At 63.6% G+C, this 15,988-nt stretch carries 11 protein-coding genes; 6 read left to right on the top strand and 5 right to left on the bottom strand.

The genetic code is table 11. The features are described from left to right. The first annotated feature begins 91 nt into the window (after positions 1-91). Entirely contained in the window at positions 92-919 is an 828-nt protein-coding gene (locus NKI10_RS06760; RefSeq protein WP_023730696.1) for a phosphate/phosphite/phosphonate ABC transporter substrate-binding protein, read from the top strand. On the opposite strand, the gene NKI10_RS06755 is transcribed toward NKI10_RS06760, so the two are convergent. The 4 genes from NKI10_RS06755 to NKI10_RS06740 all read right to left on the bottom strand — a co-directional run bounded on the left by NKI10_RS06755 (position 884) and on the right by NKI10_RS06740 (position 8,082). Further along, the gene (locus NKI10_RS06755; RefSeq protein WP_352859447.1) at positions 884-2,191 is read right to left on the bottom strand and encodes a M24 family metallopeptidase; all 1,308 of its coding nucleotides are present in this window, start codon (positions 2,189-2,191) and stop codon (positions 884-886) included. The genes NKI10_RS06760 and NKI10_RS06755 overlap by 36 nt on opposite strands. 55 nt (positions 2,192-2,246) lie before the next feature. Then, a complete protein-coding gene (locus NKI10_RS06750; protein ID WP_352859256.1) occupies positions 2,247-3,776 on the bottom strand; it encodes an ArnT family glycosyltransferase in 1,530 nt (509 codons plus the stop codon). An 84-nt stretch (positions 3,777-3,860) separates the two neighbouring features. Then, entirely contained in the window at positions 3,861-6,431 is a 2,571-nt protein-coding gene (locus NKI10_RS06745; RefSeq protein WP_023741572.1) for a GcvT family protein, read from the bottom strand. Between the two features lie 73 nt (positions 6,432-6,504). Further along, positions 6,505-8,082, bottom strand: a complete 1,578-nt coding sequence (locus tag NKI10_RS06740) for a trimethylamine methyltransferase family protein (RefSeq protein ID WP_352859254.1) — start codon at positions 8,080-8,082, stop codon at positions 6,505-6,507. 272 nt (positions 8,083-8,354) lie between these two features. Between NKI10_RS06740 and NKI10_RS06735 the strand changes: the two genes are divergently transcribed. The 5 genes from NKI10_RS06735 (at position 8,355) to NKI10_RS06715 (ending at position 14,591) form a co-directional block, all read left to right on the top strand. Continuing rightward, complete coding sequence (locus NKI10_RS06735) at positions 8,355-9,530, top strand: MFS transporter (RefSeq protein ID WP_352859252.1); 1,176 nt, start codon at positions 8,355-8,357, stop codon at positions 9,528-9,530. 144 nt (positions 9,531-9,674) lie between these two features. After that, on the top strand, positions 9,675-10,835 hold the full coding sequence (locus NKI10_RS06730) for an MFS transporter (protein WP_502897534.1): 1,161 nt from the start codon (positions 9,675-9,677) through the stop codon (positions 10,833-10,835). 99 nt (positions 10,836-10,934) lie between these two features. Next, the gene (locus tag NKI10_RS06725) at positions 10,935-13,004 is read left to right on the top strand and encodes a prolyl oligopeptidase family serine peptidase (protein WP_352859248.1); all 2,070 of its coding nucleotides are present in this window, start codon (positions 10,935-10,937) and stop codon (positions 13,002-13,004) included. A gap of 32 nt (positions 13,005-13,036) precedes the next feature. Beyond that, positions 13,037-13,159, top strand: coding sequence for a hypothetical protein (locus NKI10_RS06720; protein WP_023670422.1), 123 nt, complete (start codon positions 13,037-13,039; stop codon positions 13,157-13,159). 52 nt (positions 13,160-13,211) lie between these two features. After that, positions 13,212-14,591, top strand: coding sequence for an aspartate aminotransferase family protein (locus NKI10_RS06715; protein ID WP_352859246.1), 1,380 nt, complete (start codon positions 13,212-13,214; stop codon positions 14,589-14,591). Between the two features lie 425 nt (positions 14,592-15,016). Here NKI10_RS06715 and mmsB read toward each other — a convergent pair whose 3' ends face one another. Further along, entirely contained in the window at positions 15,017-15,901 is an 885-nt protein-coding gene (gene mmsB / locus NKI10_RS06710; protein WP_352859244.1) for a 3-hydroxyisobutyrate dehydrogenase, read from the bottom strand. Positions 15,902-15,988: the final 87 nt, after the last annotated feature.

The raw sequence follows: 15,988 nt of genomic DNA, 5'->3' as shown, positions 1-15,988 counted from the left end.
TCCCCGGACTTCCCGAACCCGTGTCGGCCAATTCTGATTGGACGCCGCGTTTTTGCGATCCTTTCCCGAGCCATGATGATTGAGTGTCGGCATGAGTGATTTGGTTGCGGCATTGCCGATGTATGACTGGCCCGAAGTGCGCGGCGAGGTCGACGCGCAATGGGCAGCGTTGCGCGATGCTTTTCGGCACAAGGGCGTCGATGGGCCGCAGACAATCGTGCGCCGCAATGGCGACCTGCCGCCGGTGCCGGGCGGTATCCACGACGCCGAGGGCAGACTGATCGCGCCCAATCCGGCGATACTGCCGCCGGACGAACTCGACCATCACCAGCTTTGGCTGCATCCGGCGCTGCTGTTCGCGCAGACCTGCTGGGGGCCGATGGAACTCGGCCTGAGCAAGCATGTGCAGGTGGTCGGCCAGCCGAGCTACGACGCTTACGAGGGCGGCGAAGGCGAACTCTATTCGAGCGCGCTGGTGATGCGGACGGGCGAGGGACCGGAGGTTCGCTCGCCCGCGGATGGCAAAGCCTCGCTGCCGCTCGATCTGATGCGCGGCAAGCGTTTTACCTACAACAGCCTCGATTCGATGTCGGGCATCATTGCACTGGCGCGCGACCTGCAGGCCGCCGGCGAAAGCCTGGATATGTGTCCCTCGCGCAGCGAAAGCGGTGGCCATCGCGGCTCGATCGTCGCGGTCGCCGAGGGCAAGGCGGATATAGCTGCCATCGACTGTGAGAGCTGGGCGCTGGCGCAGCGTTTCGAACCTGCGGCAAACGCCGTGAAGGTCGTCGGCTGGACGGCAAGGCGCAAAGGCCTGCCCTACATCACCGCCAGGACGACGCCGGAAAAGACGCTCAAGGCTCTGCGCGAGGCGCTTGCCGGATCAGCCGAGCAGCCTCGCATCCAACGGGTAGGTTGAAAGCTGCTCGTTACCGGTCTCGGTGATCAGGATCTGTTCCTCGATCTTGACGCCCTCATGGCCGCCGAGACGGCCGATATAGCTTTCCACGCACAGGACCATTCCCGGCTCCAGCACGCCGTCGGGCGTGTCCGGCGTCCAGTCGCTGGCATGTGGCAGGGTTGGATACTCGTCGGCGAGGCCGACGCCGTGATAGAGCACGCCGTAGCGCGCCGGGAAGCAATCTCCCGGCGGCACCACGGAGCGTTCGACCAGGTCGCGAAAGGACATGCCGGGCTGCATCAATTGCGTGTTGTGGGCGATCTGGTCGGCGGCAATGCGGAACAGGTCGCGCTGCTCGTTCGACGGCCTGGCGTCACCGCAAAGCCAGGTGCGGGAGAGATCGGCGCAGAAGCCGTAGGGACCGATCAGGTCGGTGTCGAAGGCGACGAGGTCGCCTGCTTCGATCACGCGCGATGAGCATTCCTGGAACCACGGATTGGTGCGCGGCCCCGAGGCCAGCAGCCGGGTCTCGATCCATTCGCCGCCGCGCGCAATGTTGCCGCGGTGCAGTTCCGCCCACAATTCGTTTTCGGAAATGCCCGGCGTCAGCGCCTTCTCCATTTCACCCATCGCCGCCTCGCAGGCGACGATGGCGCGGCGCATGGCGAGGATCTCGTCCGGCGATTTGATCAGCCGCGCATTTTCCATCACCGCTTCGCCATTGCCGATCGAAATGCCGAGGCGGGCGAGTTCCTCGACGCCTTCCGGGTTGATGTGGTCGACCGCAATGCGGCTGTTGCCGCCGCCATGCTCCTTGACCAGATCGGCGATGCCGGCCGCCCAGCGGCGGACTTTGTGCTCGGTCAGCTCACCGCCATAGAGGTACATCCACGACACTGCCGGCCGCACCTCGTCAACGACGCCGGAATGGTCGGACAGATGCTCGCAGGAGAAATAGTCGAACAGCACCACGGGTCCCTCAGTGGCGATGAAGCAGTGGCGGGTCGGATTGTGCGCGACCCACAGCTGCATGTTGGTCGAATCGGTGGCGTAGCGGATGTTGACGGGGTCGTAGAGCAGCGCGCCGGCGTAGTTTCGGCGCTTCAGTTCGGCTCGGATGCGCTCGAGCCGGTATTGGCGCATAGCGGCAACATCGGGCGCGGCGATGCCTGCCGCTTGCCATTCGGTTTCAGCCAGCGCGCCATAGCCCAGCACATGCTGGTTCAGCGACGCCGCTTTTTGGCGCGAGGTTTTGCGCAAGGCTTCGACCGAGCCGGGCTCGAACGGCATGATCTTGCGATGACGACCGAACCCTTGTTTCTCCACCCGACGCCTCCCTGCCGACTTACTGTAGCGCTGCGCCCGCGGCCGCTTTCTTCAGCCGCGTGACCGTCAGCGTGCGGGTGGGCGGCTCGCTGTCGAACAGCATCGGGACGACCAACTGCTGCGGCGAGCCGTCAGCGACATAGCCGGCCTCGCTCAAGGCCCGCAGGATGCCCTCGGGAGGTTCCTTGTCATTGGCCATCACGAGCACCGCCGGCTCGATCAGCAAATGGCCGAAGTCCGGCATCTCGTCGTCGAGTACGACCAGATCGGGATCGACAAGACGCAGATTTCCCACCCAGTGCCAGCTCGATATCGCCGTGCGAACCGGACCGTTTGCCGTCAGCTGGCCATAGAGCGACTGGTAGTCGACACGCACGACGCTGCCGCGGCTGTCGCCGCCATTGAGGTGCGTGTACCAGGTCACCGGCAGCACGAGGATGGCAAGCGTTGCGCCGACAAAGACGACGACGTCCTGCACCTTCCTTCCCTTGTCGCCTCTGGCATCCATCCGCAAGGCCAGCGCGACCGGCAGCAACACAAGGATGGGAAGCATCCAGCGATCGCGAAATTGCGTCGTCCCGCTCGCCAGGACGAGCACGATGGTCATCGCCAGGGCAAAAGCGATGGTGCGCCACACCAGTTTCTCGGTCCATGGCGCCGGTTGCAGCGCGGGCGCCGGCTTTTTCCATGCGATGAGCAAAGCCGCGACGAATATGCCGGCCGGCAACACGGCGAAATACAGGATAGCCTTGCCCAGTCCGCGCATTCCGTAGAATGCGGTTTGTATGGCGCTTTCTCCTCTGCCCATGCCGAAGCCGCCGCTGTGCGACAGCAACTGGTCGGTGTAGGTCAGGTTCCAGTAGAGCGTCGGCAGGCAAAGCAGCACCGCCACGACAAGGCTGATCGAAAACCGGCGGTTGAGGATGACGCCGCGCGTTTCGCGCAGCGATAGGGTGGACAGCATCAGCGCGCCGAGAAAGATCGCGTTGTTGTATTTCGACAGGATGGCGGCGGCCATCGCCACGCCAAACAGCACATAGGTGGCCAGCGAACGCCGCTGCACCAGTTCAACGAGCGCAAGAAACAGCACCACTGAAAAACAGAAAGCGGCGATCGAGTGGGTGAGGGCGTGCTGCATCTCCCACACCATCTGCGGAAACAACAGCAGGCCGAACAATGCGGCGGCGCCAGCGCGGCTGGAATAGCCCAGGCGGCGGACAGCGATGAAAACCGACGCCAGCGCCGCTCCGATCAGCAGGTACTTCACGATCTTGAGCGCCAGGATGTTCGTTCCGACCACGGCGGCGACGAGGCGGGCAAGCCAGGTGTAGAGCGGCGGCTGCGAGCCGCCATAGCCAGCCCAGAGGTAGTGCATGTACATCAGCTGTTCGGAATCGTCGACGCCGACACCGGTTCCTACGACATGGGACAGCAGCGCCATCACCACGATCTGGACGACGCAATAGACCGCGACGCAGACCAGTGCGGCGTTGAAGGGACCGACCTTGCCTTCGCCGAGCCAGTCCGTCCATTTCTCTAGATACTGCAAGGGGATCGTCTTCTCATCGAGGGAAAATGCCTGCGGCCAACTGCCGAAGGCCCCTTACACGATCTCACGCTCCCTGTCGCCTTTTCAGGTCCGCATCTTCTCGCCGCTGGGGTCGAAGGGCGCCTCGACATTGACGCGCGCCGGACGCCGGTGGCCGAGGATCTCGATCTCGAACAGTCCGGCACTTTCGTCCTCGGCGAGTGCCGCCGGCACATAGCCCTGCGCCATCGACTTCTGCACATAGTGCGCATAACCGCCCGAGGTGACCCAGCCGACCACGCGCCAGTCGCCGTCGACGATGCCGCGCACGGCGGAAGCGCCTTCGGCAGCCTTCGAGCCACGCACTTCCTTGCCCGCCATGTCGAAGCGTGGCGCGCCATAGCCATGCGGCTTTTCCACCGTGCCATAGTCCTTGCCGACCTTGGCCCAGATCGGCTCGTCGCCCATGACATCGGCGTCGGCCGCATCGACGATAAAGGAAACGCGGCGCAGTTTCGGCCCTTCCGCCTGTTCCTTGGCGGCGGCCTCGCGACCGATGAAGTCGTTCTTCTCCAGCTTGATGAAGCGGTCCATCGCGCCTTCGAACGGCCCGTAGATCGGGCGCAGCTCGCGGTACCAGGTCGGGAAGTTCTTCTCCAGGCGCATGGAGAGCAAAGCGCGCATGCCGAAATCGACGAGGCCGAACTCCTCGCCGGCGTCCTTGATCGCCTTGTAGACCAGGCGCTCATAGGCCGGCGCCATCCAGATTTCATAGCCGAGATCGCCGGTATAGGTGATGCGGTTGACCATGCAGGGCGCGCCGCCGACCGCCATTTCGCGGAAATCCATGAAGCGGAAAGCTTTCGTCGAGATGTCGACATCGACCAGGTTCTGCAAGAGGTCGCGCGATTTCGGCCCGGCGATCGACAGGCCGACGAGCGTCTGATCGAAGCGGTGGATGCGCACCGAACCATCCTTCGGCAGGTGCTTTTCGAACCAGCGCATGTGGTATTTCTGCGCGGCGGAAGAGCCCCAGATCATAAATCTGTCTTCGCCTGCCTTGGCGATGGTGAAGTCGCCGATCAGCTTGCCGAATTCGTTGATCATTGGCGTCAGCACGATGCGGCCGATCTTCGGCATGCGGTTGGTCATCAGCCGGTTGAGGAAATCCTCAGCCGCAGGTCCCGACACTTCGTATTTGGCGAAGTTGGCGATTTCGGTGACGCCGACGCGTTCGCGCGTGGCGCGCACTTCCTCGCCGATAGGACCGAAATCGTTTGAGCGGTGGAAGGAGACGACGTCCTTCGGCTCCTTGCCCTTCGGCGCGAACCACAGCGGGGTCTCCAGGCCCCAGCTATCGCCCATGACGGCGTTGTTGGCGAGCATCGTGTCATAGAGCGGGGTGGTTTGTGCAGGGCGCGCAGCCGGCAGCTCTTCATTGGGGAAGCGGATGGAGAAGCGGCGCGAATAGTTTTCGCGCACCTTTGCGTTGGTGTAGCGCAGGCCGGCCCACTCGCCGAAGCGGGCGACATCCATGCCCCAGACGTCGAAGCCGGGATCGCCATGCACCATCCAGTTGGACAGCGCGAGGCCGACGCCGCCGCCCTGGCTGAAGCCGGCCATGACGGCGCAGGCGCACCAGAAATTGGTCAGGCCCTGCACCGGCCCGACCAGCGGATTTCCGTCGAGCGCGAAGGTGAAGGGGCCGTTGATGATCTGTTTGATGCCGGCTTTCTCGATGCCGGGGAAATGCTTGAAGCCGATCTCCAGCGACGGCGCGATGCGGTCGAGGTCGGGCGGCAGCAGTTCATGGCCGAAATCCCACGGCGTATTGACCGGCGACCATGGCTTGCAGGCCTTTTCATAGGTGCCGAGCAGGATGCCGTTGCGCTCTTGGCGGGTGTAGATCTCGCCCTTGAAGTCGAGCACGCCGATCATCTCGCGGCCGGTCGATTTGTTGAATTCCTCGACCTCGGGCATCGGCTCGGTGAGCAGGTACATGTGCTCCATGGCCAGCACCGGCAGTTCGACGCCGACCATGCGGCCGATCTCGCGCGCCCACAGGCCGCCGCAGTTGACGACATGCTCGGCGTGGACGGTGCCCTGTTCGGTGACGACGTTCCAGGTGCCGTCAACTTCCTGCGTCAAGTCGACGACGCGGTTGCGCAGCACGATCTCGGCGCCCAGCTTCTTGGCCGCCTTGGAGTAGGCGATCGTCGTGCCGGAGGGATCGAGATGGCCTTCGACCGGATCCCACATGGCGCCGACGAAATTGGTCTCGTCCATCAGCGGGAACATCGCCTTGGCTTCGGAGGGCGTGATCAGCTCGGTGTCCATGCCGAGATAGCGGCCCTTGGCGTGTGCCAGGCGCAGAAAATCCATGCGCTCGGGCGTATCGGCCATCATCACGCCGCCGGTCAGATGCAGCGAGCAGGACTGGCCGGAGATTTCCTCGATCTCCTTGTAGAGCTGCACCGTATAGGCCTGCAGTTTGGCGACGTTGGGATCGCCGTTCAGCGTGTGGAAGCCGCCGGCTGCGTGCCAGGACGAGCCGGAGGTGAGCTCGGACCGCTCGATCAGCATGATGTCGGTCCAGCCGGCCTTGGCCAGGTGATAGAGCACCGAGCAGCCAACGACGCCGCCGCCAATGACAACCGCTTTTACATGAGATTTCATGAGAGATAGGTCCGTTTTTGCGTAAATTGAATCAGGTGTGTCGGTTGGCAGGATGCCGTCAGTTGCTTGCCGATCAAAAATCGGTCGGCGCGCCGCCTTCGGACGTGCGCTTTTCGACGAAGTCGTTGAGCTCTTCGCGAATCGCCGGGTCCATATAGGGTTCCTCGTAGGATGCCAGCCGCTCCTTCCAGACCTTGTTGGCCTTTTCCAGCGCGGTCGGCGATCCGGCTTCGGCCCAGGTCTCGAAATTGCGCCAGTCGGAGAGGATGGGCGAGTAGAAGGCTGTCTTGTAGCGGTCCTGCGTGTGCTGGGTGCCGAAGAAATGGCCGCCGGGGCCGACCGACTGGATGGCGTCGAAGCCGAGCGCTTCGTCGGACAGGTCGAGCGGGGTGAGGAACTCGGCCACCATCTGCAACAGGTCGATGTCCAGGATGGTCTTCTCGTAGGAACAGCGCAGGCCGCCTTCGAGCCAGCCGGCGCCGTGCATCATCAGATTGCCGCCGCCCTGGATGGCGCCCCACAGCGAGAACACGCTTTCATAGGCTGCCTGCGCGTCGACGGTGTTGGCGGCGCAGGTGTTGGAGGTGCGGTAGGGGATCTTGTAGCGACGGGCAAGCTGGCCGCCGACAAGCTGCGCCTTCATGTATTCAGGCGTGCCGAAGGCCGGCGAGCCTGACTTCATGTCGACATTCGAGGTGAAGCCGCCATAGCCAACCGGCGCGCCCTTTCTCACCATCTGGGCGAAGGCAATGCCGGACAGCGCCTCGGCATTCTGCTGCACCAGCGCACCGGCGATGGTCACCGGCGCCATCGCGCCCGACAGGGTGAAGGGCGTGACGACGACGACCTGACCCTTGCTCGACATCTGGATGATGCCTTCCATCATCGGCACATCCAGTTTCAGCGGCGAATTGGTGTTGATGATGGTGAACACCGATGGCTCTTCCAGCAGTTGCTCATGGCTGATGCCGCGCGCGATCCTGGCGATCTCGATGCCGTCGACATTGCGCTCCCTGCCGAGCGAATAGATATGGAACACCTTGTCGGTCAGCGTGGCGAGGTCGCGGATGCATTCGAGGTGGCGCACGGATGGATGGATGTCGGTCGGCTCGACCGGATAACCGCCGGTGCAGTTCAGGATGTTGTGCATCTGCGCCAGGCGCAGGAAGTTGCGGTAGTCCTGCTGGTTGCCCGGACGGCGGCCGCGATCGAGGTCGGAGCAGTTCGGTGCCGACGCCATCATCGACAGGATCACATTGTTGCCGCCGAAGCGCACATTGTGCACCGGGTTGCGGGCATGGAGCGTGAATTCCGACGGGCAGTTGGAGATGAGATCGAGGATCATGTCGCTGTCGAAGCACACGCGCTCGCTGCCCTCGCGGACATCAGCGCCATTTTCCTTCATGATGCGGCGCGCTTCGTCATGCAGCACGTCGACGCCTATTTCCCTCAAGACGCGCAGCGAGGCGAGGTGGATCGATTCCAGCTCGTCGTCAGAGACCAGCTTGGTCGGCGTTAGCGGATTTCTCAGTTGCCGAAAAGCCGGCTGTTCGAAGGCTGCCGAGCCGCCGGCGCGCTTGCCCGCACGGCCACCGCGACGGGCACGGTCGGTTGCCAAAGGCGGTTCGGCTGGATGCAGGGCGGCGGTCATGATGGTCCTCGTACGATGCTGGTAGCGGGCGGCATAATGGACCGGCGGCTGTCCGACCATTGCGGAGGCGGCGACCACTAGGACGAGGGAAGCGACATGCCCGAACGGCAGTCCGATAGCTGACAACCTTGCCGGGGATTGGCGGACAGGACGCGCCCACTGCGGCTCTTGGCGCAAGGGGATTTCAGGCGCGGCCCTTCCTTTCCCTAAATCGAACCGCTAGCTCAATGGTTTGCCGCTGGATCGGGCCGGCAATTCATGTGGAAGGCATCATGGCTGCGACCGGTTCGAGCGATGGCGAAGCGGGGACGCAATGGGCAGTGCTTGCCGGCGTAACTGCCGCCCTCGCGATGTTCGGTGCGGCGCAAGGGCTGAGCTCGCCGCTGTTTACGCTGCTGATGCAGAAGCAAGGCATGTCGCCGGCGCTGATCGGCTTGTCGGCAGCGATGATGCCGCTTGGTCTGATCCTTTCGGCCTCGTTCGTGCCGGCAGCCGTTCGGCTGGTCGGCGCGCGCAACCTGGCTGTGGGTTGCTCATTGATTGGGGCGCTGTGCTTCCTCGGCATCGGCTACCTGCAGGACTGGGTGGGCTGGTTCGTCATCCGCTTCATCATCGGTATCGTCATCAACCCGCTCTATATACTGGGCGAAGTATGGGCGCTGTCGCTGGCGCCGCCGTCGCGCCGCGGCAGGGTGATGGGGGCATTCAACACCGTGCTGGGCGCTGGCTATGCTGCGGGGCCTTTGGTCCTGACCGCGGTAGGGATATCGGGCTGGGTTCCTTTCCTGGTCGGCATGGCCGGCTTCATCCTGTGCGCCGCGATCCTTCGTGCTGTTTCCTCAAGCCTCGCCGGCTTCGAGGATGACGGCCAATTGCCCGGCGGCTTTTTCGGTTTCGCCAGGCTGGCGCCGGCGCTGTTGTTTGCCGTGCTGGTTTCGGCGGCGGTCCAGCAGGGCACCTACGCTTTGATGCCGGTCTTCGGTGCTGCCTATGGCTTGCCCGAAAGGACGCTGGCGGCCCTGGTGATGGCACTGTCGCTGGGAAACATCTTCCTGCAAATCCCGCTCGGCCTGCTGGCCGAGCGTTTCGGCGGGCGGGCGATGATCATCTTCTGTGCGTTGGCGACAACGACCTGCGCGGTTTTGCTGCCGTTGCTGATCACGACGCCGGCGATCTGGCTCGTCCTTCTCGTCATGGGCGCGGTCGGCTATGGCGTCTACACCATGGCGCTGGTGGAGCTCGGCAGCCGCTTCAGGGGAACCGTGCTGGTTGCCGGCAACGCCGCCTTCGCATTGATGTGGGGCGCCGGCGGCATTGTCGGCCCGCCTGGCGCCGGTGCCTTGATGCAGACCATCGGTCCGCTCGGTCTGCCGGTGGTGATCGCCGGCCTCGACGCGCTGCTGGTGAGCTTCGCGCTCTATCGATCGTTCAAGCGCCAAAACTCCTGACGGCCCAAAACTCCTGACAGGCCAAAAACTCCTGACAGGCCCAAAAACTCCTGACAGGCCTTGTCTGGAGCAAACGGTTTTTCCCAGGACGGGGGTTACCCGCGTCGGACAGAAAAGCTAGTCCTGAACCTGGTTTAGGTGCCAATGGTGAACCTGGCGGAAGCTGACAACGAGAAGATGCAGTGGGCGGCGATCAGCGGCGTGATCGCGACCGTCTCGGTGTTCGCCATCGCGCAAGGCCTGTCCTATCCGCTGCTGAGCTTCATCCTGCAACGCCAGGGCGTTTCGCCGGCCATCATCGGGCTCTCGGCGGCAATGACGCCGATCGGCTTCATTGTCTCGTCGCCGCTGATCCCGGCACTGGCGCGCCGGTTCGGGGCAGGGCGCACCGCGCTTACCTGCGCGGCGCTTTCGGCTATTGTGCTTGCGCTGATCGGCTGGACGCAGAATGTCTATCTGTGGTTTCCGCTGCGCTTCCTGATCGGGGTGGTGACCAATCCGCTCTATGTCTTGAGCGAAATCTGGGTCATTGCACTGGCGCCGCCATCGCGCCGCGGTCGCGTCATGGGTGTCTATTCAACCATCATCTCGGCCGGCTTCGCTGCCGGGCCGCTCTGCCTGCTCGCTGTCGGCACCGTGGGATGGCCGCCATTCCTGGTGGGGATCGCCGCCTTCATCTTTTGCGGCGCCTGCCTGGCGCTGGTGCTGCCGCGACTGCCGAAGGTCGACGAAGCCGGGCACAGGGTTTCGGTCATGGGCTTCATGCCCCTGGCATGGCTACTGCTGTCGGCGGTGGTCGTTGCCGCCGGTTTCGAACAGGGCGTGCTGGCGCTGCTGCCGGTCTACGGCACGCACTATGGCATCGCGGAAGCGCGCATGTCGGCGCTGCTGTCGGTGATGATCGCAGGCAACATCGCCATGCAGGTGCCGCTCGGCTTGCTGGCGGAACGGCTGACGGCGCGGCTGGTGCGATTCGTCTGCGTCGTGGTGACTGTGCTGGGCTGCGTGCTGCTGCCGCTGCTGATCGAGACGCCGTTGATCTGGCCTTGCGTCTTTATCTGGGGCGCGGTCTCCTATGGCATCTACACCATGTCGATCCTCGAGCTCGGCGAGCGCTTTACCGGCTCGGCGCTGGTCGCCGGCAATGCCGCCTTCTCCCTGATGTGGGGCATCGGCGGCATCGTGGTGCCGCCGCTGGCGGGTGGCGTCATGGATGTGATCGGCGCCTCCGGCCTGCCGATCACGCTGGGCACGATTTGTCTGGCACTGGCTGTGGCCACGGTCCTGCGTCGGCGGATGGTTTGAGGTCGCATTCCCACCCATGACCGAACGTCACCATCTTGAATAAAACCGCTTGGAACGCGATGTAGGCAGGGCTGCCCGCCACTAGCCTGGAGACCGTGCGTGACCCAATCGACGACAAAACGCCAGACGGATGCCACCGTGGAGGACAAGTTCCTCTGGCTGGAGGACCGGACCAGCAAGGAATCGCTCGACTGGGTGCATCGCCAGAACGAGATCACCGTGGCCGAACTACAGGGCGATCCGTCCTACCAGGCGGCCTTCGAGACGGCGCTCGACCTGATGACGGCCGAGGACAACATTGCGGCCGGTGCCGCGCTCAACGGCCAAGTCTATAATTTCTGGCAAGACAAGACCAATGTGCTCGGCCTCTGGCGCCGCACGACGGTTGCTTCCTACAAGACCGAGAAGCCTGTGTGGGAGACGATCATCGACTTCGACGTGCTGTCGGCCAAGGAGGGGGTGAAGTGGGTGTTCAGCGGCGCCAGCCGCCTTTACCCCGATTTCAACCTTTGCCTGGTGGCGATGTCGCCGGATGGCGGCGATGCCAGCGAGATGCGCGAATTCGACATCGAGACCAAATCATTCATCGAGGGCGGCTTCCGCGCTCCCGCCTCGAAATCCGGCTTTTCCTGGCTGGACAGGGACACGGTCATTGTCTCGGCTGCCTTCAATGAAGACGACAAGACCGAGTCCGGTTATCCGCGCGTCGTCAAGCTGTGGAAGCGCGGCACCCGGTTGGAGGAGGCGACGCCGATCTTCGAGGCCGAGAAGCAGGATCTCGCGGCCGGCGCGGGGGTCGAACATGATGGCGACAGGCAGTATTTGTTTCTGGCCCGCACGATCGCCTTCTTCTCCTCGCACAGTTTTCTGCGCCTGCCGTCGGGCGAAAACCGGCGCATCCCGCTGCCGGACGATGTCACCGACACCGCGCTGTTCAAGGGCCGGTTCGTGTTCGGGGTGCGCAGCCCATGGACGGCGCCGGGCGGCACTGAGTGCTTGCCGGACGGCCTCTATTCCTTCGATTTCGAACACTGGATGGACACCGGCGACCTGGGCCCTGTTGAAACCATGCTCGCGCCAGCGCACCGTGTTTCGGTCGCCGGCATTGCCCGCACTCAGGACCGGCTGTTCATCAATCTGATGGACAATGTGCGCGGCAAGGTCGTTGTCGCTGAGCGCAGCGGCGACCGCTGGTCGCTGAAGCCGGTGGCGCTGCCCGAGAACGGCAATGTCGGCATCGCGCATGCTGAGCATTTCGGTTCCAGCGTCTCCTTCTCCTTCACCGATTTCCTGACGCCGAGTTCGATCATCTGGTCGGATGATAACGGGGCGACGCTGGCCACCGTGAAATCGCAGCCGGCTCGGTTCGACGCCGCGCCGCTGGTCTCCGAACAGTTCGAGGCGCGCTCGAAGGACGGCACAATGGTCCCGTATTTCGTCGTCAGGCGGCGCGACCAGAAGGGTCCGGTGCCGACGCTGCTCTACGGCTATGGCGGCTTCGAAATACCGCTGCTGCCCGGCTATGCCGGCGTGCGCGGCAGGCTGTGGCTGGAAAAGGGCAACGCCTATGTGCAGGCCTGCATCCGCGGTGGCGGCGAGTTCGGGCCGGCCTGGCATCAGGCCGCGCTGAAGGGCAATCGCCAGACTGCCTTCGACGATTTCGCCGCGGTGGCTGAGGACGTCGTCAGGCGCGGCATAGCCACGGCTGCTTCCCTCGGCATCCAGGGCGGCTCGAATGGCGGCCTGCTTACCGGCGTTTCCCTGACGCAGCATCCCGAACTGTTCGGCGCCGTCATCATCGAGGTGCCGCTGCTCGACATGCTGCGCTACACCGAACTGCCGCCAGGCGCCTCGTGGATCGGCGAATATGGCGATCCGGCAAAACCGGAAGAGGCCAAGTGGCTCGCCGCCTATTCGCCGTACCATCATGTCTCGGCCGATGCCGACTATCCCCCGGTGCTGCTCACGACATCGACCGCCGACGACCGCGTCCATCCCGGCCATGCCCGCAAGATGGCCGCGAAGCTGCAGGAAGCAGGTCACGGCAAGACGTTGTTCTTCGAGGAGACGGAAGGCGGCCATGGCGGGCGCGGCGACCGCCGGCCGCAAGCGGCGCAAACCGCCATGAAATACGTGTTCCTGCAAAGGGTATTGAGCGGCACCGCTTGAATTCCGGGCCTCGGGCGGCATAGACTGCCGCCATGGTCTACATGAGCACATCCGGCGCCTTCGGGGTCGCGGTGACACCGTCGCCGCGCACGCTGCGCGCCGAACTGCTCAGGCTGTGCGCCCGCATCGGCTATTCGCCGCCCGCCGTCCTCTGACGAAGTCGCCCCGGCAGCTTGCCGGTTTGATTCCAGAGGAAAGAGCAAACCCATGACTTACCAGAACTATTCGCTGAAGCAGCTTCAGCAGATTGACGCCGCGCATCATCTGCATCCCTTCACCGACCACAAGGAATTGCGCGAGACCGGCTCGCGCATCATCACCCACGCCAACGGCCCGTTCATCTACGATGCCGACGGCACCGAAATACTCGACGGCATGGCCGGGCTGTGGTGCGTCAATGTCGGCTATGGCCGCGACGAGCTGGCCGACGCTGCTTACGCGCAGATGAAGGAATTGCCCTACTATAATTCCTTCTTCAAATGCTCGACGCCGACGCCCGTGCTGCTGTCGAAGAAGCTGGCCGAGCTGGCGCCCAAGGGCATCGCCCAGGTGTTTTACGGCTCCTCCGGCTCGGAGGCCAACGACACGGCGCTGCGGCTCGTGCGCCACTATTGGGTGCTGGAAGGCAAGCCGGAGAAGAACCGCATCATCTCGCGCAAGTCGGCCTATCACGGCTCGACCGTCGCCGGCACGTCGCTGGGCGGCATGGATTTGATGCACAAGCAGCTAGGCGGGGCGGTGCCCAACATCGTCCATGTCATGATGCCCTATGCTTATGAGTTGGCGCTGCCTGGCGAAAGCGACCATGATTTCGGCCTGCGCGCGGCCAAGGCCGTCGAGGACGCTATCCTCGAAGCCGGTGCCGACAAGGTGGCGGCCTTCATCGGCGAGCCGGTGATGGGCGCGGGCGGGGTGAAAATACCGCCGATGAGCTATTGGCCGGAAGTGCAGCGCATCTGCCGCAAATACGATGTGCTTTTGATGCTGGACGAGGTCATCACCGGCTATGGCCGCACCGGCGAATGGTTTGCGGCGCAGACCTTCGGCGTCGAGGCCGACACCATCACCACGGCCAAGGCACTGACCTCGGGCTATCAGCCGCTGTCGGCGCTGCTGGTCGGCGACCGTATCGCGGCGACGCTGGTCGAAAAGGGCGGCGAATTCTACCACGGCTATACCTATTCGGGTCACCCGGTGGCCTGCGCGGTGGCGCTGAAGAATCTCGAGATCATGGAGCGAGAAGGCCTAGTCGACAGGGTCAGGATCGACACTGGACCTTACTTCGCCCAGGCGCTGCAGGAGCGCATTGCCGGCCACGAACTGGTCGGCGAGGTGCGATCGATCGGGCTGATGGGCGCGGTCGAGATCGTCAAGGACAAGGCGACCAAGGAGCGCTTCCTGCCGGCGGGCAGTGCCGCCGTCACCGTCCGCGACCACGCCATCGCGAAAAGCCTGATGCTGCGCGCCACCGGCGACACGATGATCCTGTCGCCGCCGCTGATCTGGACCCGCGCGACGATCGACATGGCTTGCGATCGCATCGCCAAAGCGCTGGATCTGGCGCAAGCGGATTTGCGCAAGAAGTAGATGGAACGACAGCCGGACGCCTTGCAATCAGGGCGCCCGGACTGTGCGCCTGCTTATCGTCAGGGGCGAAGGGGTCAGCGCACCGATCGTGCTGGTCAATGAAGACCATCAGGCAATTCCGAACGCTGCAATCGGAATATAATTCAGACCGAACAGTATAGGACTGCAAAACGCAAAAACCGCGCTCCATCGGAACGCGGCTTTGCCAGATACGCATGGCATTTCGCCAACAATACACTTGCGAAACTTACGGGCTCCGGTACGCGAGACCTGATCCGGAGCGCCGGGCGGATGCGATATGTCCGCCTCGCCATCCGTTATATAGGCACATCGTTACCGCCGGGTTATCGAGAGCTTAAGCAAATCTAAATTTGCAATTTTTCCGCGCAACAAAGAATCGAGAAAAGCGCTGCCAGATTCGAAACTTATAGAGAACTGCCGCGAAGGAAATTTATGATGCCGGAAAAATCCGATCCGCCATTTCCCTGGGCGTTGAACAGCGCATAAAGCTGGGCCGCTTCGGCCCCCATTGGCGTCACCGCGCCGGCGCTTTGGGCCGCCTCCTGCGCCAGTTTCAGGTCCTTCAGCATGAGTGCCGCGGCAAAGCCCGGTTTGTAGTCGCGGTTGGCGGGTGAGGCCGGCACGGGACCTGGCACCGGGCAATAGGTGGTCAGCGACCAGCACTGGCCCGACGAGGTCGAGGCAACGTCGAACAGGGCCTGATGCGAGAGGCCGAGCTTTTCGGCCAGCACGAAGGCCTCTGCGACGCCGATCATCGAAATGCCGAGCATCATGTTGTTGCAGATTTTGGCTGCCTGACCGGCGCCGTCGTCGCCGCAATGGACGATGCGGCCTGCCATCGGCTTCAGGACCGGTTCGGCCTTGGCGAAGGCATCCTTGGCGCCGCCGGCCATGAAGGTCAGTGTTCCCGCAGCAGCACCGCCGGTGCCGCCGGAGACGGGGGCGTCGATGGAATGCAGCCCGTGCTCCCTTGCTACGGCATGCGCCTTGCGGGCCGACTCGACATCGATGGTCGAGGAATCAATGAACAGGGCGCCTGGTTTGGCCTTGGGTGCGATGTCCTCGTAGACCGAGAGCACGTGCTTGCCGGCGGGAAGCATGGTGATCACGACATCGGCGTCTTTCACCGCCGCCACGGCATTCGCCATGACCGTCACGCCATGTTCCCTGGCGACGGCGAGGTTCTCCGGCATGAGGTCGAAACCGTTCACGGCATGCCCCGCCTTGACGAGATTGGCAGCCATGGGGTTGCCCATATTCCCCAAGCCGATGAAGGCGACAGTGGTCATAGCGGTGCTCCATGATGAGTAGGCAGTAGGCAGTAGGCAGTAGGCAGGTAGGCAGTAGGCAGTAGGCAGTAGGCAGTAGGCAGTAGG

This window comes from Mesorhizobium sp. M0802, assembly GCF_040320115.1.
In the GTDB taxonomy this organism is placed as follows: domain Bacteria; phylum Pseudomonadota; class Alphaproteobacteria; order Rhizobiales; family Rhizobiaceae; genus Mesorhizobium.
Note: the sequence above shows the minus strand (reverse complement) of the source record. Positions and strands in the feature narration are given on the sequence as shown.